21 protein-coding genes and 1 tRNA gene are annotated in these 21,956 nt (G+C 56.1%); 10 read left to right on the forward strand and 12 right to left on the reverse strand.

Translation table 11 applies throughout. The features are described from left to right. Window positions 1-4 precede the first annotated feature (4 nt). From cobG to purU, 5 genes are all read left to right on the forward strand, one after another. On the forward strand, window positions 5-1,399 hold the full coding sequence (gene cobG / locus HB779_RS02240; protein ID WP_188344202.1) for a precorrin-3B synthase: 1,395 nt from the start codon (window positions 5-7) through the stop codon (window positions 1,397-1,399). Further along, entirely contained in the window at window positions 1,392-2,018 is a 627-nt protein-coding gene (locus HB779_RS02245; protein ID WP_188344203.1) for a precorrin-8X methylmutase, read from the forward strand. The genes cobG and HB779_RS02245 overlap by 8 nt, the downstream gene beginning before the upstream one ends. Next, window positions 2,018-2,758: a precorrin-2 C(20)-methyltransferase gene (locus HB779_RS02250; RefSeq protein ID WP_188344204.1), complete on the forward strand. Its 741-nt coding sequence runs from the start codon at window positions 2,018-2,020 to the stop codon at window positions 2,756-2,758. Before HB779_RS02245 ends, HB779_RS02250 begins: the two co-directional genes overlap by 1 nt. After that, a complete protein-coding gene (cobJ, locus tag HB779_RS02255; protein ID WP_188344205.1) occupies window positions 2,755-4,452 on the forward strand; it encodes a precorrin-3B C(17)-methyltransferase in 1,698 nt (565 codons plus the stop codon). The genes HB779_RS02250 and cobJ overlap by 4 nt, the downstream gene beginning before the upstream one ends. A 151-nt stretch (window positions 4,453-4,603) precedes the next feature. Continuing rightward, entirely contained in the window at window positions 4,604-5,458 is an 855-nt protein-coding gene (purU, locus tag HB779_RS02260) for a formyltetrahydrofolate deformylase (protein ID WP_188344206.1), read from the forward strand. Between the two features lie 55 nt (window positions 5,459-5,513). Here purU and HB779_RS02265 read toward each other — a convergent pair whose 3' ends face one another. Next, on the reverse strand, window positions 5,514-6,440 hold the full coding sequence (locus HB779_RS02265; RefSeq protein WP_188344207.1) for a 2-hydroxyacid dehydrogenase: 927 nt from the start codon (window positions 6,438-6,440) through the stop codon (window positions 5,514-5,516). A gap of 199 nt (window positions 6,441-6,639) precedes the next feature. Between HB779_RS02265 and HB779_RS02270 the strand changes: the two genes are divergently transcribed. Beyond that, entirely contained in the window at window positions 6,640-7,827 is a 1,188-nt protein-coding gene (locus HB779_RS02270; protein WP_188344208.1) for an alpha-hydroxy acid oxidase, read from the forward strand. 60 nt (window positions 7,828-7,887) lie between these two features. Here the strand turns inward: HB779_RS02270 and HB779_RS02275 are convergent. Then, window positions 7,888-7,962, reverse strand: a tRNA-Glu gene (locus tag HB779_RS02275). A gap of 126 nt (window positions 7,963-8,088) precedes the next feature. Continuing rightward, on the reverse strand, window positions 8,089-8,490 hold the full coding sequence (locus HB779_RS02280) for a fimbrial protein (RefSeq protein WP_188344209.1): 402 nt from the start codon (window positions 8,488-8,490) through the stop codon (window positions 8,089-8,091). Window positions 8,491-8,492: 2 nt separating this feature from the next. On the opposite strand from HB779_RS02280, the gene HB779_RS02285 reads away from it, so the two are divergent. Then, on the forward strand, window positions 8,493-9,551 hold the full coding sequence (locus tag HB779_RS02285) for an RluA family pseudouridine synthase (RefSeq protein ID WP_188344210.1): 1,059 nt from the start codon (window positions 8,493-8,495) through the stop codon (window positions 9,549-9,551). A 258-nt stretch (window positions 9,552-9,809) separates the two neighbouring features. Beyond that, complete coding sequence (gene rpoH / locus HB779_RS02290; protein WP_188344211.1) at window positions 9,810-10,721, forward strand: RNA polymerase sigma factor RpoH; 912 nt, start codon at window positions 9,810-9,812, stop codon at window positions 10,719-10,721. A 79-nt stretch (window positions 10,722-10,800) separates the two neighbouring features. Here the strand turns inward: rpoH and HB779_RS02295 are convergent, their stop codons facing one another. Continuing rightward, window positions 10,801-11,199 (reverse strand): VOC family protein, encoded by a 399-nt coding sequence (locus HB779_RS02295; RefSeq protein ID WP_188344212.1) that lies wholly within the window; start codon window positions 11,197-11,199, stop codon window positions 10,801-10,803. A 103-nt stretch (window positions 11,200-11,302) separates the two neighbouring features. Here HB779_RS02295 and HB779_RS02300 point away from each other — a divergent pair, with 103 nt between their 5' ends. Both HB779_RS02300 and HB779_RS02305 read left to right on the forward strand, forming a co-directional pair. Further along, complete coding sequence (locus tag HB779_RS02300) at window positions 11,303-11,770, forward strand: GNAT family N-acetyltransferase (protein ID WP_188344213.1); 468 nt, start codon at window positions 11,303-11,305, stop codon at window positions 11,768-11,770. Then, window positions 11,760-12,224: a GNAT family N-acetyltransferase gene (locus HB779_RS02305; protein WP_188344214.1), complete on the forward strand. Its 465-nt coding sequence runs from the start codon at window positions 11,760-11,762 to the stop codon at window positions 12,222-12,224. Before HB779_RS02300 ends, HB779_RS02305 begins: the two co-directional genes overlap by 11 nt. Window positions 12,225-12,277: 53 nt before the next feature. Here HB779_RS02305 and HB779_RS25680 read toward each other — a convergent pair whose 3' ends face one another. The 8 genes from HB779_RS25680 to HB779_RS02345 all read right to left on the reverse strand — a co-directional run bounded on the left by HB779_RS25680 (window position 12,278) and on the right by HB779_RS02345 (window position 21,828). After that, window positions 12,278-13,909, reverse strand: coding sequence for a hypothetical protein (locus HB779_RS25680; RefSeq protein WP_371823882.1), 1,632 nt, complete (start codon window positions 13,907-13,909; stop codon window positions 12,278-12,280). Between the two features lie 129 nt (window positions 13,910-14,038). Continuing rightward, complete coding sequence (locus HB779_RS02315) at window positions 14,039-15,331, reverse strand: adenylosuccinate synthase (protein ID WP_188344216.1); 1,293 nt, start codon at window positions 15,329-15,331, stop codon at window positions 14,039-14,041. Window positions 15,332-15,605: 274 nt separating this feature from the next. Continuing rightward, a complete protein-coding gene (locus HB779_RS02320; RefSeq protein ID WP_188344217.1) occupies window positions 15,606-16,502 on the reverse strand; it encodes a metal ABC transporter solute-binding protein, Zn/Mn family in 897 nt (298 codons plus the stop codon). Window positions 16,503-16,521: 19 nt separating this feature from the next. Further along, on the reverse strand, window positions 16,522-17,346 hold the full coding sequence (locus HB779_RS02325; RefSeq protein WP_371823906.1) for a metal ABC transporter permease: 825 nt from the start codon (window positions 17,344-17,346) through the stop codon (window positions 16,522-16,524). Between the two features lie 44 nt (window positions 17,347-17,390). Then, on the reverse strand, window positions 17,391-18,146 hold the full coding sequence (locus HB779_RS02330) for a metal ABC transporter ATP-binding protein (protein WP_188344219.1): 756 nt from the start codon (window positions 18,144-18,146) through the stop codon (window positions 17,391-17,393). A gap of 298 nt (window positions 18,147-18,444) precedes the next feature. Next, a complete protein-coding gene (locus HB779_RS02335; RefSeq protein ID WP_244642445.1) occupies window positions 18,445-18,963 on the reverse strand; it encodes a GNAT family N-acetyltransferase in 519 nt (172 codons plus the stop codon). A 15-nt stretch (window positions 18,964-18,978) separates the two neighbouring features. Then, entirely contained in the window at window positions 18,979-20,574 is a 1,596-nt protein-coding gene (serA, locus tag HB779_RS02340; RefSeq protein ID WP_188344220.1) for a phosphoglycerate dehydrogenase, read from the reverse strand. A gap of 78 nt (window positions 20,575-20,652) precedes the next feature. Further along, entirely contained in the window at window positions 20,653-21,828 is a 1,176-nt protein-coding gene (locus tag HB779_RS02345; protein WP_188344221.1) for a phosphoserine transaminase, read from the reverse strand. Window positions 21,829-21,956: the final 128 nt, after the last annotated feature.

The raw sequence follows: 21,956 nt of genomic DNA on the forward strand, positions 1-21,956 counted from the left end.
GCCAATGGCGACACGCATCGAAGACCGGCGGTCTGCCTGCCCGGGCCTGTTTCGCATGGCCAAGGCGCTCGACGGCTCGATCTGCCGCGTCAAACTGACTTTCGGCAATATAGGCGCTGAACAGGCGCGCCGCATCGCTGACGCATCGCGCCGTTTCGGCAATGGCATTATCGAAATTACAAACCGTGCCAATCTGCAGATTCGGGGTGTGCGGCCCGAAACGGAAAACCAGCTGATCGCAGCACTTCTCGACGCAGGCCTAGGCCCGCTGACGGACAAGGGCGATGATGTTCGCAACGTCATGATCAGCCCTATCGCAGGTATCGGGTCAGACAAGCCTGATGTAAGGCCACTGGCATTGCGCTTGCTGGAAATCCTGCAGACCAATCCATCTTATCAAACCCTGTCGCCAAAATTCTCGGTGCTTATTGATGGCGGTGAAAGCGTCGCGATGGTGGATCACCCCCATGATATTTGGCTGAGCATGGCTGATGATAGTGTCCACTTTGGCGTTGCCGGTGTACCACCAACGCAACTGAATGATTCTCCGGCTCTTGGCATTGTCCACGCCTCCAGCGCTCTGAATCTCGTCACGGCAATACTCGATCAATTCATTGCGTGGAATGATGCTAATCCTGCTGCCTCCCGGCTTCGGCATATGATCGCGGCAATCGGAACTGACGCCTTCATCGCAAAATTGGAAAGCCATCTCGACTTTCCGATCCATCACGACGCAATCGCTTCTTGGCGCAGAGCCGTGCCCCGCCCAAATGGTCACCTCGGCATTCTGCCGGAGAGCGTGGGTAATGATGCCCTTGTTGGCGCTATGCCTCCGCTTGGCCGGCTCGATCCTGACAAACTGAACGTACTCGCCGCACTTGCCGAGAAAGACGGTCACGGCAAGTTGCGCATGACGCCATGGCAGAGTGTAATTTTACCTGAAGTCATTCCAGCACGGGCTGAAAGCACGCTGAAACACCTTGATGACCTTGGATTTTCTGCACATTCCGGCAATCCGTTTTCCACGATGATCAGTTGCTCCGGTTCCGCAGGCTGCGGATCGGCACTCGCGGCAACGCAGGCGGATGGATTGAAGCTTGGCGCATTGTTGCAAAGAAAAGCCCCCGGATTGGCAGAACAACTGGCAGTGCACATGACCGGTTGCGCCAAATCTTGCGCCTCGCCATCGGCGAAGCCCGTGACACTGGTTGCAACCGAACCAGGTTTTTATGACATATTTCTGCGTGCGACCAATGGACCGTCGCGTTTTGGCAAGCTATTGGCTGCACATGTAACTATCGAGGAAGCTGCCGAAAGGATCGGCAACCTTCCGTTGAATTCCCGGCCCTCGACCACCAGGCCGTTCAATTCCGGCTCTGGGGGGCCAACGCATGCTTGATTATATCCGCGACGGACAGGCGATCTATGATCGCTCCTTCGCCATTATCCGCTCCGAAGCTGATCTCAGCCGCATTCCTGCCGATCTGGAAAAGCTTGCCGTGCGTGTCGCCCATGCCTGCGGCATGGTGGATGTCATTCAGGACCTCGCATTTTCTGAAGGTGCAGGCGCCGCCGGTGTTGCTGCACTTGCCAAGGGCGCACCGATTCTGTGCGATGCCCGCATGGTGCTGGAAGGCGTCACCCGTGCACGCCTGCCCAACAACAATGAGGTGATCTGCACCCTTTCTGATCCGTCCGTTGCAGCGCTTGCCCGCGACACAGGCAACACACGTTCCGCAGCGGCACTTGAGCTTTGGCGCCCGCATCTGGCCGGTGCCGTTGTGGCCTTCGGCAACGCGCCGACCGCCCTGTTCCGGTTGTTGGAAATGCTCGATGAAGGCGCACCAAAACCCGCGCTGATCCTCGGATTTCCGGTTGGATTTGTCGGCGCGATGGAATCGAAAGCTGCATTGGCTGAAAATAGCCGCGGCGTTCCCTTTGTCGTCGTGCATGGGCGGCGTGGCGGTAGCGCCATGGCCGCAGCGGCAATCAATGCACTTGCTTCGGAGAAAGAATAATGCCGCAGCCAGGACGGCTTTTCGGGCTGGGCGTCGGCCCCGGCGATCCGGAACTCATCACTTTGAAAGCCTTACGGCTGCTGCAGGCAGCGCCTGTGGTTGCCTACCACGCAGCCAAAGGCAAGAAGGGCAATGCGCTGACCATCGTTGAGACCTATCTCAACGAGAACCAGTTGCTTGTGCCGCTTGTCTACCCGGTCACCACGGAAAAACTGCCCGCCCATATGAACTACGAAGTCATTGTCAGCGACTTCTACAGCGAAATCACCCAAGTGCTGCGCGGCCATCTGGATGCGGGCAAGGATGTCGCTGTCATCGCTGAAGGTGATCCATTCTTCTACGGCTCCTTCATGTATATCCATGACCGCCTCGCTGAAGAATATGAAACAGAAGTCGTGCCGGGTGTGTGTTCCATTCTCGGGGGAGCAGCGGTGCTCGGTGCGCCGCTGGTTTACCGCAACCAGACGCTGACGGTTTTATCCGGTGTTCTGCCGGCCAATGAGCTGAAGACCCGTCTTGCTGCGACCGAAGCCGCCGCTATCATGAAGCTCGGCAAGAATTTGGCCAAGGTGCGGGATGTGATTGCCGAACTCGGCTTGCTGGACCGGGCGCTCTATGTCGAACGTGCAACGATGGATGCACAGCGCATCATCCCGTTGAATGAGGTCGATCCTGATGCCTCGCCCTATTTCTCCCTGATCCTTGTGCCGGGCGAGAAATGGCAGGGCGGCAGCGAATGAGTGCTCCGCTTGTTCTGATGGTTCTGAGCGCGCAAGGTATGGAAACAGCCCTGCGCATCAGGTCGGGTTATCCGGACGCGGTCATCCACGGTCTCGAAGGACGCGTCCAAGGTGCGGATCAGATGTTCAGCAATTTCGGCGAAACACTTCGCCAACAGTACGGGAACGGCAATCCCATCGCGGCGCTATGTTCGGCGGGCATTACCATCCGCGCATTGGCCACTGTTCTTGATAACAAGGGCGCGGAGCCACCGGTTCTGGCCATAGCCGATGATGGCAGCGCCGTCGTTCCGCTATTGGGCGGGACAACCGGCGTCAATGTATTGGCGCGGCAATTATCCAAAATCCTCGATGTATTACCCGCCATAACCACCTCAGGTGAATTGCGCTTCGGTACCTGCCTGCTCAATCCGCCTGCCGAATTTCACCTCAAAAACCCTGCTGACGGCAAGCGTTTCATTGCTGACCTTTTGGCGGGCAAAAAAGTGCATATTGAAGGCGTCGCACCATGGCTGGAGGAAGCACGTCTTCCCGTGGACGCAGATGGTCCTATGCACATCCGCATCACGCCGTTAGACCTAGCACCGCAATCCAACGAATTGATTTTCCATCCAAAGACAGTGGTTATCGGCTTGACGGGCGAAGCCAGAACCGAGGATGTGCGAAACGCGCTTGCCGCCATGAACATCGCGCACTCTTCAGTGGCTTGCGTCGCGATTACTGAAGCGGAGAGCGCGAAACCGTATTTCCCCCAGATCGCCGCTGATCTTGGCGCCCCCTTGCGTATTGTCGCCACAGATCACGCCACAGCAAAGAGCCTCGTGTCAGCGTTCATCGAAAAGCCGGTCAATCTGACTGGTGACGACAGTCTTGCGATTGCCATCGCGGCAACGCCTGGGGATATAATTCTGGTGGGGCACAAACGCGGCCGCCTTGCTGTCATCGGCCTTGGACCGGGTGACCCGAACTTTATGATACCGGCGGTCAAACAGGAATTGCAGCATGCCGAAGATATCCTCGGCTATGAGACATATGTGCGGATGGCTGGTTCTTTCCGCTCTGACCAGACCATTCACATGACCGACAACCGCGAGGAGATGCAGCGCGCGCGCCACGCTTTCGCGCTTGCCGCCTCCGGCCGTTCCGTGGTGATGATTTCTTCCGGCGATCCCGGCGTGTTCGCTATGGGAGCTGCTGTGGTCGAAGCGTTGCATGAATCCGCTGATCCAGCCTGGCACAGTGTTGACCTGCAGATTCTTCCCGGTGTTTCAGCAGCCATGGCTGCGGCCAGCCGTAGCGGCGCTCCGCTCGGCCATGACTTCTGCATTCTGTCGCTTTCCGACAATCTGAAGCCATGGGATATTATCGAGAAGCGTATCGCGCTCGCCGCCGAGGCGGATTTCGCCATGGCCTTCTACAATCCGATTTCCAAACCCCGGCCTTGGCAATTGCCCCGTGCTATCGAGATTTTGCGCCAGTACCGGGCACCGGAAACGCCTATCGTGCTTGGCCGTGATATTGGCCGCCCGGCTGAAACCCTGCGTGTCATCACCTTGGCGGAACTGACGCCCGAACAGGTGGATATGCGTACGGTCATTCTTGTTGGCTCGTCCCTCACCCAGAGCTTTGACCGGATTGACGGCGGCAAATGGGTCTATACACCGCGCTGGTACGGGACAAAGCCGACCGGCTAGCTGTTTTCTCATGATCCATTGACCAAAGATCATTTGACCATGCGGGCCAATGCCGGAAAAAGGACTGAGCGCTTCGCATTTGTATCGACGCGCTCCAGCCGCCCTCACTATGATCGCCGTTAATTATCGATCTGTATCCCGGGAGTTTCTCATGCCAAACAAGAACTACATCCTCACGCTGTCGTGCGAAGACAAGCCGGGTATTGTCGCGTCGGTGACGACGGAGCTTGCAGCCATCGATGCCAATATTGCCGAGAGCAACCAGTTCTGGGATCGCCAGACCAACCGTTTCTTCATGCGCATTGCCTTTGCCGCCTCGGATGCAACCTCCAAGGATGATGTTGAGCGCGCCCTGAAACCTGCGGTCGAGCGCTTCAGCATGAAAACAACCCTGATCGATCAGGCCAAGAAGCCGAAGATCGTCATCATGGTCTCCAGGTTCGACCATGCGCTGTTGCACCTGATTTATCAGATCAAGGTTGGCTGGCTCGATGCGGAAGTCGCCGCCATCGTCTCCAACCATGAGGACAGCCGCCGCTTTGCCGAGCATGAAGGCATTGCCTATCATGTCCTGCCTGTGTCGAAAGACAACAAGAAGGAGCAGGAAGAAGCACTTCTGAAGATCGTCAAGGATACCGGCGCTGATCTCGTCATCCTTGCCCGCTACATGCAGGTTTTGTCGGACACGATTTCCAAGCGACTGTTCGGCAAGGTGATCAACATCCATCACTCGTTCCTGCCAAGCTTCAAGGGTGCAAAACCCTACCATCAGGCATTCGAGCGCGGCGTGAAGCTGATCGGGGCGACGGCGCATTATGTGACGCCCGATCTCGATGAAGGTCCGATCATCGAGCAGGAGACCGAGCGGGTCAGCCATGCAATGAGCGCGGAAGACTTCGTTGCCACCGGCCGGGATATTGAAAGCCGGGTTCTGGCCCGGGCGGTCAAGAAGCACCTTGAATCCCGCGTCATGCTCAATGGCCACAAGACGGTGGTCTTCGGATAATCTTTCACGAAATGAGCTTGCCGCACCCTGATCCGGCAAGCTCCAATATCTGCGGCTACGGCTTTTCGGCGAAATAGGCTTCCAGATTGGTTACGACACGGTCTGCCATCGCCCGGCGGGTTTCCACCGTCGCACTGCCCATATGCGGCTGCAACACGACATTGTCGAGTTTGAACAGGGCTTCCGGCACATTTGGCTCGTCGGCAAACACATCGAGCCCCGCCTTGCCCAATTCGCCGGACTGCAACAATTCAACAAGCGCTACCTCGTCGACAACTGTTCCCCGCGCCACATTGATGAACGTTCCATCCGGGCCCAGCGCTTTCAGAACATCGCGTGAAATGACGCCCTGCGTCGCGTCGCCGCCCGGCAGGATAGCAATCAGCGCTGCACTGTCCCGCGCCAGCTCAATCAGATTGTCATAATAGGTGTATGGCGCGTCAGGCTTCCTGTTGCGCGTGTGGTAAGCCACGTCACAGCCAAAGGCCAAAAGCTTTTCTGCAATGACACTGCCGATACGCCCCAGACCGACCAGCCCGACACGCTTGCCTTCAATGCCCTGCGCCAGCGGTGCATTCTCTCCCTTGGCCCAGCGTCCCTCCCGAACGAAACGGTCATTCGCCACGAGATCGCGTGTTGCAGCCAACAACAGCACAATCGCCATATTGGCCGTGTCTTCATTCAGTACGTCAGGGGTATTTGCAACCTTGATGCCTCTGGCGTTGGCATAGGAGACATCAAGCGAATCCGTACCCACACCGAAGGAAGAGATGATTTCGGTAGCAGGCAGAAGATCAATCATATCCGCTTTGATGCCGGTAAACGTACTGGTGACCACGGCGCGGAACCGCCCGGCATTGTCCAGCAGAAATTTCAGCGCATCCTTCTCTTCGTAAAGCTTTTCAACCGCGTAGCGCTTTTCCAGCTCGGTCAGCAAATAGGGCATGAGCGGTCCAAGCACGAGAACCGGTTGTTTTGTCATGAAAGCGATCCTTTGGGATTTTGATGCGATAGACCTAACCATAACCAAACTGTCGGTCTTATGCCAAATGTCAGATATAAATTTATCTGTAAAGACAATCATCGTATATGACTTTTTAGCAAATTGTGACAATTTAGGTGCTTGTCTCTTCAACCTTGCTATTGTCACAAACAAACACAAAAAACTCCGGACGGAAACGATGCCCAAGACAGTTGAAATTGCCGATTTGAAACGGATTGCCCAGCGCCGGGTGCCAAAGATGTTCTTCGACTATGCCGATTCCGGCGCGTGGACGGAAAGCACCTACCGCGCCAACGAGGAAGATTTCCGCAGGATTCAACTGCGCCAGCGTGTTGCCGTCGATATGACAAACCGCACACTCGAAAGCACGATGGCGGGACAAACAGTCTCGATGCCTGTTGCGCTTGCGCCGACGGGTCTGACCGGTATGCAGCACGCCGATGGCGAGATGCTGGCAGCACAAGCCGCGGAAGAATTTGGCGTACCGTTCACGCTCTCGACCATGAGCATCTGCTCCATCGAGGATGTTGCTTCGGTAACGAAAAAGCCGTTCTGGTTCCAGCTTTACGTCATGCGCGACCGCGACTTCGTCAACAATCTGATTGATCGCGCCAAGGCGGCCAAATGCTCGGCACTGGTTCTCACACTGGATTTGCAAATCCTTGGCCAGCGCCACAAGGACGTTCGCAATGGGCTGTCCGCCCCGCCAAAATTCACGCTGAAACATATCTGGCAGATGGCGATACGACCACAATGGTGTCTTGGCATGGCGAGAACCAATCGCCGCACGTTCAGGAACATTGTGGGGCATGCCAAAGGCGTTGGCGATATCTCATCCCTTGGCAATTGGACTCATGAACAGTTCGACCCCCGCCTATCCTGGAACGATGTTGCCTGGATCAAGGAACGCTGGGGCGGCAAGCTGATCATCAAGGGTATTCTTGATGTCGAAGATGCCCGCATGGCGGCTTCAACAGGCGCGGACGCCATTATCGTGTCGAACCACGGCGGCCGTCAGCTCGATGGTGCGCCGTCGTCCATTTCCGTTCTCGCCGATATCGTCGATGCAGTCGGCGACAAGATCGAAGTGCTGTTTGATGGCGGCATTCGTTCCGGTCAGGATGTATTGAAAGCCCTCGCCATTGGCGCCAAGGGTACGTTCATCGGGCGTGCATTCCTTTATGGACTTGGTGCAGGCGGCAAGCAGGGCGTCACCGAGGCTTTGGAAATTATCCGTAACGAGCTCGATATTACCATGGCGCTCTGCGGCGAACGCGATGTCAGGAACCTTGACCGTAACAATCTCTACAAAAGCGGCCTGGAGACCAAGCCGCGCATGGCCGAAGTCAAGAAAAAGCGCGCCTGAGATCAATAGCAGGCGAAAGCCATCCTGTTGTTTTGGAGAAAACATCATCGGTAGGGAATTTGGTACGCCCAAGGGGAATCGAACCCCTGTTCCCGCCGTGAGAGGGCGGTGTCCTGACCGCTAGACGATGGGCGCGCAGTCGATTGGGCGGGTATAATCAAGCAGACCGGAAAGTGCAATGGTCAATTATGGACAATGACCATTGCAGAATTGTTCAAGCTAGGTCGAACGCTCATAAATCTGATTGAAATGGTATGCGACCTAGTTCGCAGCTTCCGAGATACGTGCGACAACGCGCTTGGTAGCCACGTCATAAACCAGAATTTGCCGGGTACCATTCGCCAGACGCGTCTCCAGCGACAGCATGGAGCCGGAAAGATTGTGCGACAGGACACGTGTGCCGGGATCAAGTGTGATCGCTTCACCAACCAGCGCATCACCGATAGGCTGCCCCGGAATCTCCGGATGAACGGCGGCTGGCTTTGGCGCACCACTCGTCGGCTGGTTAATCTTGTAGACAATGGCTGCAAGCACCGCCATAAGACCAATCACCATAATGCCGATGGAAACAGCCAGAAGCCGGATCATCTTGCGGCGCACCCGTTCCATTGCTGGATCGAGCGGCTGCTCTTCCGTTTCCGTGTCAGCATTGATATTGGCCATGAATGGCATTCTCCGAGGTTTCGAAACCAAGCCTCTGTAACGAAGGGACGAGGTCTTTGAAAGAGCTAATTACCGATATTGAGGCAGCAGGCAAGCGGCTTGATGCTTGGCTTTCCGCTCAACTGGCACCAGATCTGTCACGCAACCGCATCCAGGCGCTCATCAGCGACGGTCAGGTAAGTGTGGACGGCAAGGTTGTTCGCGAGACCAAACACAAGCTACGCGAAGGGATCAGCATCACTGTTGAAATTCCCGAGCCGGAAGATGCGACGCCCCTCGGAGAAAAGATCGACCTCGATATTCTCTATGAGGACGCCGATCTGATCGTGATCAACAAACCTGCCGGACTTGTCGTTCACCCCGGCAATGGCAATTGGACCGGCACCCTGGTCAACGCACTGATCTATCATTGCGGCGATACGCTGTCCGGCGTCGGCGGCGTAAAGCGCCCCGGCATTGTCCATCGTATCGACAAGGAAACCAGCGGCGTGATGGTCATTGCCAAGAATGATCTGGCCCACCGGCATCTCAGCGCGCAATTTGCCGACCATGGCCGTACCGGCGATCTGGAACGGGCCTATCTCGCTCTGGTCTGGGGCACACCGGATCGCAAGACCGGTACGATTGATGCGCCGCTGGGCCGTTCGCATCGCGACCGCACCAAACAGGCGGTTGTGCATGAAGAGCGCGACGACGCACGCCACGCGATCACGCATTTCGATATTCAGGAACGATTCGGGGCGAAGGAGGATTCCACCGCCGTTGCCGCGCTGGTTGAATGCCGTCTCGAAACTGGCAGGACCCATCAGATTCGCGTCCATATGGCCCATATTGGCCATCCCCTGGTTGGCGATGTGGAATATGGCAGCGCCTACAAGACCAAGGCCAATAAGCTGGCAGAGCCATTGCAAAGCGTGGTCAAAGGCTTTTCGAGACAGGCGCTGCATGCGCAGATTCTGGCTTTTGAACATCCTTCCACGGGAGAGGTTCTTCGCTTTGTAGCGGACGTGCCGGCAGACATGGCTGAACTGATAGAGGCGTTTCGCACGACGCCGCTTTAGCTGCACTGCACAGAATCCAATTAAAATACTTGCGGAACTTTATTTCATACCGTACGTTATAGAACGCGGATGGAAATCTTGACTCTATTGTTCACGTTTATGTGACAAATTGTTTCGACTCTTAATGCATCGTGTTTTTGACAAAATGCTACCTATATATGGATAGCATGAATCTGGGTGTGCCGCGAAAAGCGGGCGCCCGGTTGCTGCGAACCTGCCGGAAATGGGGGTTCATTTCACAATGAGGAGGGGTGCTCAGTGGCCCAAAATCTTCCAAGTCTAGTTGCCGGTGACGGCGGTCTTACCCGTTATCTCGAAGAAATTCGTCGCTTTCCCATGCTCGAACCGCAGGAAGAGTACATGCTCGCCAAGCGGTATCTGGAGCATGCGGATCCGAAAGCGGCTCATAGGCTCGTAACCAGCCATCTGCGTCTCGTTGCCAAGATTGCGATGGGTTATCGCGGCTACGGCCTGCCGATCGGGGAAGTTATTTCCGAAGGCAATGTCGGCTTGATGCAGGCAGTCAAACGTTTCGAACCGGAACGGGGTTTCCGTCTGGCAACCTATGCCATGTGGTGGATCAAGGCTTCGATTCAGGAATATGTCCTGCGTTCATGGAGCTTGGTCAAGATGGGCACGACCGCCAACCAGAAGCGTCTGTTCTTCAACCTGCGCAAGGTGAAGAGCAAGATTCAGGCGCTGGATGATGGCGATCTCAACCCTGAACAGGTCAAGGAAATCGCGACCCGCCTCAGTGTTTCCGAGGATGAAGTTGTATCGATGAACCGCCGGCTTTCCGGCGATGCATCGCTCAATGCTCCGATTCGTTCCGCTGATGGCGAAGCCGGCGGCGATTGGCAGGATTGGCTGGTGGATGACCATGACAGCCAGGAAACCATGCTGATCGAGCAGGATGAGCTGGAAAACCGCCGCGAAATGCTTTCCGGCGCCATGTCATCGCTCAACGAGCGCGAACGGCGCATCTTCCAGGCGCGCCGTCTGGCCGATGATCCGGTAACCCTCGAGGATCTGTCGACCGAATTCGGTATCAGCCGTGAACGGGTCCGCCAGATCGAAGTCCGTGCCTTTGAAAAAGTGCAGGATGCCGTGAAGGCCGCCGCCATGAAACAGCAGAAGGCGCTTGTTTCAACAGGTGGCGAGGCGCGATAAACCGCCGCTACACAAATACGCGAAAGGCTCCGGACATCCGGGGCCTTTTTCTTTTTGAAACAAAATCGCTACAGTGAAATTATTCCTGAACCTTGGCGTCGTAGCAAACGAAGGCAAGCTTGTTGCCATCGGGATCACGCACATAGGCGCCATAAAAACCAGAGCCGTACTGGGGCCGTGAGCCCGGCGCACCTTCATCGCTGCCGCCATTCTGCATTGCCAGTTTATAAAGACGATCGATAATTTCGGCATCATCAAATCTGAAAGCGGTCATGACTCCGTTGCCGATTGTCGCCACTCCGCCATCGAAAGGATGGCCAACGAAAAATCGTGGGTAGTTGGGATCTTCGCGCTTGCCCCAGGAAGCCAACTGTTCATCACACCAGCATTCATCAAGACCCATCCCGCTCATGATAGGGTCATAAAACTGACGCGCCTTGGCCAGGTTGTTCGTCCCCACCATTGTATAACCGATCATGCCTGTTTCCTCGCGAAGACCCGGACCTGTACGCCAAAGTCATATTGACAAAGATTGCTGATAAAATCAGCCTGCAACACCCGATATTCGCAGGCAGCCACACATGTTTACATTTCAATCCGCATCCATCGATGATTTTGACCGTCTCCTGCAATTGCGCCTCCGGACAATGCGCGAAAGTCTCGAACGTATCGGCCGCTTCGATGAATGGCGGGCCTATGACCGGTTTCGCAATTCCTACCGGCCTCATTATACCCGCCTGATTATCAATCCCGAGGGCACTCTGGCAGGGTGTGTCGCCATGGGACCGGTTGATGATCACCTCCTGCTTGAACATTTCTACATTTTTCCGGAGCTGCAGGCGCAAGGTCTTGGCAGCAGGGTCTTATCCAAACTGCTTGAGGAGGCAGATCGTGCCGGACTGCCGGTGCGCCTGAGCGTCCTGCAGCAAAGCGATGCTGGGCGCTTCTATGCCCGGCATGGCTTTATCGAAACCGGCGAAGATGAATGGGACGTGTTTTATGAGCGCCAGCCTCAAACCGCGACGCAGGGAGTAGCGGGTGAAAATTAGAACAGCAATTGCAGGCGACAGTGATCAGATATGCAACGTGCTGCGCCGCTCCATTGAGGAGTTATGCGTTTCCGACCACGGAGCCAGCACTGCGATCATTGCTGACTGGCTTGCGAACAAAACGCCGGAGAATGTGCTGGTATGGATCAACATGCCCAATCAGCGAATGCTCGTAGCCGTGGATGGCTCCCATATACTCGGTGTTGGATCGGTCACGGCTTCCGGCGAAATCATACTCAATTATGTCTCGCCTGACGCCCGGTTTCTTGGCATCAGCAAAGCCATTCTCACAGGGCTTGAAGCCTATCTGAAAGAACAGGGAAAAACCCGGAGCAACCTCACCAGCACACTGACTGCCCACCGCTTCTACGAGGCGTGCGGTTATCGCGATAGCGGCCCGATCGAAATGTGGGGCCCATTGGCCGGACAACCAATGGAAAAACAATTGCCATAAAAAGAAGGCTCCGGAAAACGGAGCCTTCTTTTTACTTTTGAATTATGCCGAAACTAACCGCCTGCTTTTGCAGCCCAGGCTTTCAGCACATCGTCGAACACCTTTTCGCCGGGCAGGCCTTTTTCAAGGGTCAGAAGCGCGCGGCGGCCGGTCTTGTAGGCAATCGGAATATCGATCCATGACTGACGGCGGAGCAAGGACATATTTGTATCCACAGCCGTCTTGGCATCGTTCATCGCGACAATGAAGAAATTGTCGGCGATCTTGGCCGGAATGCCCACAAGCGGGCTACCCGGCGCCTGTTCCGTATCCTTCAACGTCATACGCGATACAGCGTCGATGGAACCACCGGGAAATCCGTCCGGAACCGTAAAGATCATTTCAACCAGATGGCTGGCCGGGAGTGTCTTGTCGCCATTGCGCCGGATAACCATACGCAGTTTGATGCCACGATCCGGGATAGTAACCTCGGCACGGATGGCTGCTTCGGGGGGCAGATCATTGCCGGGTGATTCCTGAACGACCGACCATACGACACCGCCCGCATCGGCTGTACCTGCATCCTGACCGGAGCGTTCCTCATAGAAAAACGCTTTCTGGCCAATCGGCAGCGCTGCAGCTGGCGGCTGTGTCTGATTTGTAGGCGCAGCAGGCTGTTGCCCCTGTGCAGCAGGCGGCTGTTGTGCTGGCTGTTGATCAGGCGACGTTGCCGCCACCGATGTGCCCTCGCCCAGCGAAGGCGTATCGTTGGCGGGACCCGGATTGATTTCCTGGCCGTCCGGCAGCAAGCGTTGTGTCAGTTTGGGTTCTGCCTTTGGCTCCCCCGTATCCGTCGCTGCTGGTTTTGCAGGTGTCGGCTGTGCCGTTTGCGGCGCTGTTTGTGCAGGCTGCTCGGTCTTCACGGGCGGTGTCGCAGGCTGATTGCTCGCAGTCTCTGCCGGTTTGGCCGGTGGCGTATCGCCACTTCCGGTCAGGCTGGCCAGATAAGTCTTTATTGAAGCGGTTCGCGCAGAAATCTGGTCCTTATAGGTCCAGCCCGCATAGGCACCGCCCGCTATAATCAGCAGCAGGCCAAGCAAACTCAGCAACGGCACCAGCGAACGCTTCGGTTTTGGCTGCTTCAGTGGGCCGCGTGTATAAACACCGTAGTCACCGGCGCTGCGATCTTCTGTCGTGAAGCCGGAATCCGTGTCATCAAGTTCTTCTTCCGGACCCCGTCCGGCGTTGAGACTGTTTTCGAGCGGCGGGAATGAGCCCGACAACGGACGCTCGGCGCGGAAACTTTCCTCCTTTGGCTCAATCGGCTTCGCACCGCTTGAGCCATGGGTCGTCAGAAAATCCTCAAGTGCATCGGACTGCGCAATCGGCTTGGTGAAGGATGGCGTTGGAACGGATGCGGGTGCGGGTGGTGCAACCGGCTTGGGCTGCGCCGCAAATACGGGAGGCGCGGCAACGGCTGGTGCTGGCACGACCGGTGCCGGAACCACGGGCGCAGGCGCTGGAATAGACGGCGCAACCGGAATAGGCTCAGGCTTTGGTGCGATATCGTCAAGCACTGGCTTGAAACCGGACTCAACCTCAACGATCGCGTCTTCCAATGCCTGCTTCTGACGAACCGCCACGGCTTCCGGCGCATTCAGCGTCGCAAGCTTCTGCTCAATCGTTGCGCGAGCTTTTGCATACACACGTTGGCGGAGCTCGGGAGTTGGATCCGCGAGCCCGTCAATTGTCTTTCTCAATACTGCAACGAAATCTGCCATTCACCCAAACCTATGGTTTTGCTGTGAGATTAACCTCTGAACCTGTTTGCGACTCTAATCATGAAACGGGTCAGTAACAAGTATTGTATCGTCACGCTCCGGGCTGGTTGAAAGAAGTGCGATCGGCGCACCAATCAGTTCTTCCACATAGCGCACATATTTGATTGCCTGCGCCGGCAATTCACTCCAGCTGCGCGCTCCGGCGGTGGTCTCTTTCCAGCCTTCCAGCGTTACGTAGATCGGCTTGACGCGAGCCTGTGCGCCCTGGCTTGCCGGAAGGTAGTCAATGACCTCCCCATCAAGCTCATAACTGGTGCAGACCTTGATCTCATCCAGGCCATCCAGAACATCGAGCTTCGTCAGCGCAATGCCGCTGATGCCATTGTTGGCAACGGCCTGACGCACGAGAACAGCGTCGAACCAGCCGCAACGGCGCTTGCGTCCTGTAACAACACCAAATTCGTGGCCGCGCTGACCAAGGAACTCGCCCACTTCATTCTGCTGTTCGGTCGGGAAAGGTCCTTCGCCAACACGCGTCGTGTAAGCTTTGGTGATACCGAGAACGTAGTGCAGCGATCCCGGTCCAATGCCGGAACCGGCAGAAGCCTGACCTGCCACGGTGTTCGACGACGTCACAAACGGATAGGTGCCATGATCGATATCGAGCAGCGTGCCCTGTGCACCTTCAAAAAGAATGCGCTCACCTGCCCGCTTCTTCTGATCCAGTACATACCAGACGCGGTCCATGAACGGCAGGATGTGCGGCGCAGCTTCAAGCAATTCGGCCAGCAGCTTGGAACCGTCAACTTCCTCGATACCAAGACCACGACGCAGCGGGTTGTGATGCGCCAGCAACCGTTCAATCTTGGCGGGGAGTGTGTCCGGGTCAGCGAGATCAAGCACGTGGATCGCGCGGCGGCCGACCTTGTCTTCATAGGCCGGGCCGATACCACGGCCGGTCGTACCAATCTTGGTGCCGGAATTCGACGCTTCGCGGCGACGGTCAAGCTCGCCATGGATAGACAGGATCAGTGTGGTGTTTTCAGCGATCTTCAGTGTCTCAGGCGTGATGACAACGCCTTGACTCTCGAGCCTTTTCTTTTCGGCAATAAATGCATGCGGGTCGAAAACAACACCGTTACCGATGATCGAAAGTTTGCCCTTGCGCACGACACCCGATGGGAGCAGCGACAATTTGTAGGTGACGCCATCAACAACCAGCGTATGGCCGGCATTATGCCCACCCTGAAAGCGGACAATGATATCGGCCCGTTCGGAAAGCCAATCAACAATCTTGCCCTTGCCCTCATCGCCCCACTGGGAGCCGATCACCACAACATTTGCCATTCAAAACTCCTCGAGTCACAACCTCGCCACGCATTTTTTGATAAATGCGGTGCTTCTATACAGGCTGGTTCATAAAAGCGCGACAATTCTTTCGGCCTAAGCAAGACCAATTTGCCATTATCAAACGAATAAACGCGCTATGCTGGCGGGAAAATATCCAGACGCCGGATCATCGTCCACATGCCGCGTCAAACCCGTACCGGGAACCGGAGTTTATTGAGCTTTATGGGAAACAGAAGGGGCGCCGTTGACGACGCCCCCTTGAATTGATTGTTTATCTGGCGATCGCCTTGACGATCTGGTCCGTGTTGTAGCTGATGAGCTTCGCGTAGGTCGAAGCCGGTCCATCTGCAGCAGAGAGCGCTTCGGGATAAAGCTCGCCACCGGGCTGCGCGCCCGTTGCGTCGGCGATCTGCTTGATCAGGCGTGGATCATTCGAGTTCTCGAAGAAGTAGACCCTCACCTTTTCCTTTTTGATCTGCTCGATCAGCTTTGCCACATCACCGGCAGAGGCTTCAGTCTCGGTCGAAACGCCAAGCGGCGACAGGAAAGTCACACCATATTCTTTGCCATAGTAACCGAAGGCATCGTGGCTGGTCAGCACTTTGCGCTTGTCCTTCGCCACAGCATCGAGCTTGGCATGAACGCTGGCATTCAGTTCTTCCAGCTGTTTCGTGTAACGCGCCGCATTGGCTTTAAAGTCAGCGGCATCTTCCGGGTCGGCCTTGGCGAGGCTCTTCTCGATGTTCGAAACCCAGATCAGCACATTGGGAACACTGTTCCAGACATGCGGGTCTGTGACTTTCTTGCCATCATCTTCAAATGTGTGGGTCTTGATACCGGTCGAAACAACCACCGGCTTCTCTGTCGCACCGGAAGCCTTGGTAAGACGTTCGAACCAGCTCTCGAGGCCTTCACCGCTGACAAAAGTAACCGCTGCGCCTTTCACCGCCTTGGCATCATCCGGGGATGGTTCGAATTCGTGGGGGTCGCCATTTGCCGGCACGAGGCTTTTGACGTGGACATGGTCACCGCCAACATTTTTCACCACATCTGCGAGGACGGTAAAGCTGGCAACAACATCGATGGTTTTTGCCGATGCAGATGCAGCCATTCCAAAGGTCAAAGCGACTGATCCAGCCAGTGCAAACAATAAACGCGTTGATTTCATCGGGTATTCTCCTGTCATGTTAACCCCTGAGGTGGGGGCGGGGGAAAAGGCGTCGTAACGCTCCCGATGGGGCGATGAGCAATGAGACGCCGTAGATCAGGCTGGCGGTCAGAATGATCGTCGGCCCAGAGGCAAAACCAAGGTGAAAAGAGATGATGAGTCCGGCAAGTCCGGAAAACCCGGCCGATGTGGCGGCAATCAGGACCATGACCGGCAGCGTGCGCGCCCAGAGTTGGGCAATCACGGCGGGCAGCATCATCATGCCGACCGCCATCAATGTGCCCAGCGCCTGGAAACCGGCAACCAGATTGATGACGACGAGGAAGAGAAACAGCACGTGATAAAGCGGGCCACGCCCTCCGACGGCGCGCAGAAAGCCCGGGTCAAAGCACTCCGCAACGAGCGGCCGGTAGACCACTGCCAGAATGGCAAGCGTTAACGAGGCGATACCACCGACAAGATAAAGCGCTTCCGCATCAATCGCCAGAATGGTGCCGAACAGGACATGCAGCAGATCAATATTGGAGCCGCGCAGCGAAACGATCAGCACGCCCAGCGCCAGCGACGCCAGATAGAAGCTGGCAAAGCTGGCATCTTCCTTCAACGCTGTGGTGCGGCTGACAATGCCGGATAAAACTGCGACGCTGAGACCGGCGATCAGTCCACCCAATCCCATGGCAGGCAAAGACAAGCCGCCGGCAATCAGGAAGCCGATAGCGGCCCCTGGCAGAACGGCATGGCTCATGGCATCGCCAACGAGGCTCATACGCCTCAGCATAAGCAGGACGCCGATAGGTCCCGAACCCAGTCCAAGCGCAATCGACGCAACCAGTGCGCGGCGCATGAAACCGTATTCAACGAATGGGCCGATAAAGATTGAATAGATCGTCACGCCCGTGCCCGCTTTTTCACATCACAAACCGGCGCACCCTCATCCCAGTTTTCGGCCATGGCACGGGCACGCAGCAAATTCTCCGGCGCCAGCGCAATATCGGTCGGGCCCCAGACAACAGCTTCGCGGGCGAGCAACAGGGTCGTAGGGAAATGCGCGCGAACCTGCTCGAAATCATGCAGAACCGCGATCACCGTGCGGCGTTCCGTATGCCAGCGTTGAACAATCTCCAGAAGATCCCGCGTGGTGCGCGCATCAATTGCGGTGAATGGCTCATCGAGAACAATGACCTTGGCGTCTTGCAGTAAAAGCCGCGCGAAAAGCACGCGCTGAAACTGACCGGCTGATAGCGAGCCAATCTGACGGCGTTCAAAACCCTCAAGGCCAACGGCAGACAGCGCCTGACGTACCTTCGCAGCCACCGCACGCGTGACACCGCCAAAGGCACCTGTCTCCCGCCAGGCACCAAGCACGACCGTGTCGGCTACCGTTAATGGAAAATGCCGGTCGATCTCCGCCGCCTGTGGCAGGTATCCAAAATCGCGGATCGACATGCCGCCAAGATCAATGGAGCCTTCCGCCAGAGAAAGTTCACCCATCAGAGCTTTGAGCAAGGTCGATTTGCCAGCGCCATTCGGGCCGGCAATGGCGGTCAAACTTCCCGGTTCAAACGAGCCGGAGACGTGATGAACGGCGGGATGGCGATCATACGCCACTGTCACATCAGCAAAACGAAGGGCGGCGATGCTCATGGCAAAGAAACCGCCCAGACGATCATAAGCCAAAGGCAGACGAGGATGCATGACACGATGAGGAGGCGATTAAGCGATGTACGCGCCATCAGCGACGACAAAAGGGGATCGTGGTCATTCATACTCAAAAGGCACCTTGGTCCTATGCAATTTCGTAACGATATATTGTTACAAAATGGATTGCAATCAGACCTGTGTCTTAAAAGGACACGCATTCGTCATCTGCCGGATAATCGCGGTGGCCAATCGCGTGAGTGAAGAAAGAGAGCGTTATAGCCCCAACGAGGCCGCTTCGGCCTTACCGAAGATTGCGGACCATAAAACAGGCATCGTCCGAATAGGATTTGAGCTTGGCATCAAGTTCTGCCCGGTGAACCACTTCGAAACCCTGCTTTTGCCAGAAGCCGATGGAATTATTGACCGACACCAGCGACATGGTTTCCAAACCTTCCCATTCCGCCTGCTCAGCCAAAATGGCGACAATACGCGGCGCAGCCCCGCTTCCGCGTGACGCGGGCATCAGGGCAATGTCGTGAAGGTAATAAGTGCTGGGCTGCTGCGGTATCTGGCCCAAAAGGCTATTCAGTGCGGGTGTCGTATAAAGCTGCCATGGATGCGTAATCGCATAGCCGAACAGCACGCCATTCTCGCCTTCAAGAACGAAGCAGCCTTTGCCGTAGAGGCGCATGCGTTCGAGATAGATCGCGTCATCTTCGAAGAAATCCGTATGGATGACGGCTGCCATGGCTATGACAGAGGCAAGATCTCCCGCCTCCATCAATCGCCAGTTCAGTGTATGTGTTGCGGATGTCGTCATGCGACATCCGTACAATCAGCCGACGTCAAATTCCAGCGGCTTGGCAGAAACAATTGCCTTGTTCACACGCAGCTTTTCCAGAACGTGATCCGGAATCCGCTCGTCCAGATAGAGCATGGCGATTGCATTGCCGCCGGGATTGTCACGACCCAGCGAGAAGTTTGCGATGTTGACGCCGTTCTCGCCACAGATCGTTCCGAGCATGCCGATCATTCCCGGCGTATCATTGTTGGTCGTGTACAGCATGTGCTGACCAACTTCGGCGTCAAGATTGATGCCCTTGATCTGGATAAAGCGCGGCTTGCCATCGGAGAAACAGGTTCCGGCAATAGAGCGTGTCAACGATTCGGACTTCACCGTCAGCTTGATATAGCCGTCGAAAACGCCCGATTTATCACGGCGCACTTCGGAAAGAATGATGCCGCGCTCCTTCACCATGACAGGTGCGGAAACCATGTTCACGTCGGCCACCTGCGGGCGGATCAGTCCGGCCAAGGCGGCACTGACGAGCGCACGCGTGTTCATCCCGGCAGTGGAACCGTCAAACAGCACTTCCACTTCCTGAATAGGCTCATCGGTAACCTGACCGACAAATGCGCCCAGCACTTCTGCGAGCTTGACGAATGGCCGCAAGCGGGGCGCCTCTTCCGCAGTGATGGAAGGCATGTTGATGGCGTTGGAAACGGCACCCTTGATCAGATAATCCGCCATCTGTTCAGCGACCTGCAGCGCAACGTTTTCCTGCGCTTCGCTGGTGGATGCGCCCAAATGCGGCGTGCAAACAACATTCGGCATGCCGAAGAGTTCGTTTTCTGTTGCAGGTTCAACCTCGAACACATCGATGCCAGCACCGGCAACCTTGCCGGACTTGAGACCGGCAACCAAATCCTTTTCGACAATCAGGCCGCCACGAGCGCAGTTGATAATACGCACTCCGTCCTTCATCTTGGCAATGGCTTCGGCGTTGATGATACCACGGGTCTTGTCGGTCATTGGCGTGTGCAGGCTGATGAAATCAGCACGCGCCAGAAGTTCGTCCAGTTCAACCTTCTCAACGCCCAGCTCTTCGGCTCGGCCTTCCGACAGGAACGGATCGAACGCGATGACATGCATCTTGAGACCAACACCACGCGTGGCAACAATGGAGCCGATATTGCCGCAACCGATGACGCCGAGTGTCTTGCCGGTGATTTCGACACCCATGAAGCGGTTCTTTTCCCACTTGCCAGCACGGGTCGATGCATCGGCTTCCGGCAATTCACGGGCAACGGCAAACATCAGCGCGACTGCATGTTCAGCAGTGGTGATGGAGTTGCCGAAAGGCGTGTTCATGACGATGATACCGCGACGCGACGCAGCCGGAATATCCACGTTATCGACACCGATACCAGCGCGGCCAATGACTTTCAGGTTCGTGGCCGCCGCAATCAGCTTTTCCGTCACCTTCGTGGCCGAGCGGATTGCCAGACCGTCATACTGGCCGATGACTTCAAGAAGCTTGTCCTTGTCCTTGCCAAGATCAGGCAAATAATCAACTTCGACGCCGCGATCTTTGAAGATCTGCACGGCTGTGGGGGAAAGTTTATCAGATACGAGTACGCGCGGTGCCATCATGGCCTCCATCGTTGAATCAGAAAGAATTTGAATGGGGGTGACCGCATCGGTTGCGGTCACATTTGGCCGAAGAAATCAGGCAGCCTGTTTCAGGGCAGCCTTTTGCGACTGGAATGCCCAATCAAGCCAGAGCGTCAACGCTTCCAGATCAGCGGTTTCAACCGTAGCACCGGCCCAGATGCGAAGACCCGACGGTGCGTCGCGGTAGGCGCCGATATCATAGGCAACGCCTTCTTTTTCCAGCACAGCCACAAGGTTCTTGGCAAAATCGGCCTGCGCATTCTTGTCGAGCGCTGTGATATCCGGATCAACAATGGTCAGGCATACCGACGTATTGGAGCGGGTTTCCGCCACCTTTGCCAAGTTGCCGATCCATGGCGTGCGTTCGACAAAGGCATTCAGCGCAGCAAAATTGCTGTCGGCGCGGCCAACAAGGCCATCAAGACCGCCGAGCGATTTTGCCCAGTTCAGCGCATCAATGTAATCCTCGACGCAAAGCATCGATGGCGTGTTGATCGTTTCACCGGAGAAGATGCCCTCAATCAGCTTGCCGCCAGAAGTCAGGCGGAAAATCTTCGGCAAAGGCCAGGCTGGCTTATAGGTTTCGAGCCGCTCAACAGCACGCGGGCTGAGGATCAGCATGCCATGGGCACCCTCGCCGCCCAGCACTTTCTGCCAAGAAAAGGTCACCACATCCAGCTTGTCGAAATCGAGCCACTGCGCGAATGCGGCAGACGTTGCATCGCAAATGGTCAGACCCTTGCGGTCAGCCGGAATAAAATCACCGTTGGGAACACGCACGCCGGAGGTTGTACCATTCCAGGTGAAGACAACATCACGGTCGAAATCGACCTTGGAAAGATCAGGCAGTTCGCCATAACCGGCTTCGATGGTCCGTGCATCGCTCAGCTTCAGCTGCTTGATCACATCGGTGACCCAGCCAGAGCCAAAGCTTTCCCAGGCAACCATATCGACACCGCGCTCGCCGAGCAGTGACCACAGGGCCATTTCGACGGCGCCAGTATCGGATGCAGGTACGATACCGATGCGATAATCGGCAGGGACTTGCAGAATTTCACGGGTAAGATCAATCGCCTGTTTCAGCTTCGTCTTGCCAACCTTGGCACGATGCGAACGGCCAAGCGATGCATCGGAAAGCGCTTGAAGCGACCATCCGGGGCGTTTGGCACAGGGACCTGATGAAAAATTCGGGTTAGCCGGGCGCTGCGCCGGCTTCAATAGCGTCGTCATGTTTTCTCCTATCCTCACAGATAGCACGCCTCTCGTTGGGGAGAGGTGGCCCACTCCGGGAACTAGGAGAAATGTCGTTCACAGTCAAGAAATTTGTTTGAGCGCGACATGAAATCTGTGGCGTTGTC

The sequence above is a fragment of the Phyllobacterium sp. 628 genome (genome assembly GCF_014189505.1).
In the GTDB taxonomy this organism is placed as follows: domain Bacteria; phylum Pseudomonadota; class Alphaproteobacteria; order Rhizobiales; family Rhizobiaceae; genus Phyllobacterium.